Raw genomic sequence first — 1,941 nt, 5'->3', positions numbered from 1 at the left:
GTCCCACATGTCGCACCCCGCCCGCCCGCCTGGAGGGGGACGCTGGATTCAGGTGCAGTTCACGCGGTCTTGAACTATATGAACGGGCGAGGAGACGGCGCACATGGAACTGGCTCGGGAGCTGACGGACTTTCTGGGGGCGGTGGAAGAGCGGCTTGGCAGCACCCTGGTGGATGGCAACGCCGGTCCGGACGTGAAGGGCGACACGCTGATGGAGGCGGCGCGCCACCTGTGCCTGGGCAGCGGCGGCAAGCGCGCGCGTCCCATGCTGGTGCGGCTGTTCGGCGGCGCCGTGGGCGTGAAGCCGGAGCGGCTGGTGGACGTGGCGGTGGCGTCCGAGCTCATCCACTCCGCCAGCCTCCTGCACGACGACGTGGTGGACGCGGGCATGTTCCGCCGCGGCCGGCCCACGGTGAACGCGCGCTGGGGCAACATCGTCGCGGTGATGAGCGGTGACCTCATCCTCTCCACCGGCCTGTACCAGCTGTCCCAGCTGGACGCGCGCCTGACGCGCAGCGCGCTGGCCATCGTCTCGGAGATGACCCGCGCCGCCATCGCCGAGGTGGAGGCCCGGGGCGACCTGGACCTGCCGCTCAACCGGCTGCGCTTCATCGCCGAGGGCAAGACGGGCTCGCTGTTCGGCTGGTGCGGCGCCGCCGCGGCCACGCTGGCGGACAATCCCGAGGCGGTGGAGCGCTTCGACGGCTTCGGCCGCCACCTGGGCGTGGCCTTCCAGATTGCCGACGACATCCGCGACATCCTCGGCACGGACGTGGGCAAGCCGCGCTACGCGGACGTGCACTCGCGCACGCCGTCCATGCCCATCCTCCTGGCGGTGGCCAAGGACGAGTCGCTGCGCCGCAAGCTGAAGGACGCGTGGGCGTTCTCCACGATTACGCCCGAGCGCACCAAGGAGATTGGCGCGGCGATTGAGGCCACGGGCGCGGTGGAGTCCTCCATGGCGCGGATGAACGTGGAGATTGAGGCCGCGCTGGACAAGCTGGGCCACTTCGCGAAGGAGCCGGCCGGTCAGGAGCTGGTGGGCTGGGCGCGCAAGCTGTCCGCCGGCATCGCCGAGCAGGTCCAGGGGCGCGCTGCATGAAGGGCTACCTGTGGACGGGGGGACCCGGGAGCCCGACATCCGAGACGCCAGCGGCAGAAGGAAAGCTGGCGGCCTGGGAAGTCATCGCGGTGGACGCGGTCGGCAACGTCATCGAGTTCTGGGGGTTCAAGCGCAACCAGGGTCGGGTCTGGGCCCTGCTGTACCTGCGCGGCGAGCCCCTGACGGCGGGCGAAATCGAGCGCGAGCTGGATTTGTCCAAGGGCGGCGTGTCGATGCTGCTCCGGGACTTGGAGCGCTGGGGCGTCATCCAGCGGGTGCGCCTGCCGAACGACACGGCGTGGCGCTACGCGGCGGAGACGGACCTGGTGCGCATGGTGACGCACGTCATCGAGGAGCGCGAGGCGGGCTTCGTGGCGCGCATCCGCGCGGACCTGGCGGAGGCGCGGCGGCTGGCGGAGAGCTCGACCGACGTGCCGCACGAGCGGCTGGTGCGGCTGGAGAAGATGGCCACGCTGGCCGAGCACGTGGAGCGGGCGCTGCGGCTGTTCATCAAGACGTCGCGGCTGGACGTATCCGGGGTGCTGTCGGTGTTCCGTGACGAGGGTGGGGCGCCGCGCAGGGAAAAGCGGTAGAGGAGGGCGCACATGGACTCGCACTATGACCAGGTGATGAAGGCGCGCCAGGGGGCGGACCCCTCGGCTACGCGCCTGTATTTCGCGTACTCCACCATCCTGGACCGGGCCGCCTTCGACGAGTGGAAGCAGCAGCACGGCTACGGCTTCTTCGAGCTGCCCGAGGGTCGGCTGGCGGAGGCGGTGGACGTGGACCTCGTCTATGACTTCCCGTCGCGGTGGTGGGGCTGTCTCTTATAGTCTCTT

Annotated in this window: 2 protein-coding genes and 1 pseudogene; all 3 read left to right on the top strand. The window is 70.1% G+C overall.

The window, feature by feature from the left end:
- Positions 1–103: 103 nt before the first annotated feature.
- Positions 104–1,102, top strand: coding sequence for a polyprenyl synthetase family protein (locus HG543_RS53380; RefSeq protein ID WP_169352636.1), 999 nt, complete (start codon positions 104–106; stop codon positions 1,100–1,102).
- Complete coding sequence (locus HG543_RS53375; RefSeq protein ID WP_169352635.1) at positions 1,099–1,695, top strand: GbsR/MarR family transcriptional regulator; 597 nt, start codon at positions 1,099–1,101, stop codon at positions 1,693–1,695. Before HG543_RS53380 ends, HG543_RS53375 begins: the two co-directional genes overlap by 4 nt.
- A 12-nt stretch (positions 1,696–1,707) precedes the next feature.
- Positions 1,708–1,923, top strand: a pseudogene (locus HG543_RS53370) (gamma-glutamylcyclotransferase); the annotation flags it as partial.
- Positions 1,924–1,941 lie beyond the last annotated feature (18 nt).

The sequence above is a fragment of the Pyxidicoccus fallax genome, from assembly GCF_012933655.1.
In the GTDB taxonomy this organism is placed as follows: domain Bacteria; phylum Myxococcota; class Myxococcia; order Myxococcales; family Myxococcaceae; genus Myxococcus; species Myxococcus fallax.
The sequence above is the reverse complement of the archived record's forward strand: the minus strand, read 5'-3'. Positions and strand labels throughout refer to the sequence as shown.

Excerpts from the sequence above, each read along its gene's own strand:
- HG543_RS53375 (WP_169352635.1), top strand. The coding sequence starts at position 1,099 with ATGAAGGGCTACCTGTGGACGGGGGGACCCGGGAGCCCGACATCCGAG.
- HG543_RS53380 (WP_169352636.1), top strand. The coding sequence starts at position 104 with ATGGAACTGGCTCGGGAGCTGACGGACTTTCTGGGGGCGGTGGAAGAG.